Genomic DNA, 252 nt, shown 5'->3' on the forward strand with positions numbered 1-252 from the left:
CGCGAAGGATACGAAACAATGAAGGCAGTGTGTGTTTACTGCGGCTCGTCGTCCGGCGTGCGGCCCGTCTATGCGGACGCCGCGCGTGCGTTCGGCCGCGCTCTTGTCGATGCGGACCTGACGCTCGTCTACGGCGGCGGCCGTGTCGGACTGATGGGCGTGATCGCCGATGAAGTGATGGCGGCCGGCGGCCGTGCGGTCGGCGTGATCCCGGAGCTGCTCGTCGACAAGGAAGTCGGTCATACCGGGCTG

1 protein-coding gene is annotated in these 252 nt (G+C 67.1%); it reads left to right on the forward strand.

Annotated elements, in window-relative coordinates; translation table 11 throughout:
• Nucleotides 1-18: 18 nt before the first annotated feature.
• On the forward strand, nt 19-252 hold a 234-nt coding region (locus tag R2R70_RS21800), incomplete at its 3' end, for an LOG family protein (protein ID WP_410979168.1).

This window comes from Cobetia sp. SIMBA_158 (assembly GCF_046566945.1).
Lineage (GTDB): Bacteria > Pseudomonadota > Gammaproteobacteria > Pseudomonadales > Halomonadaceae > Cobetia > Cobetia amphilecti.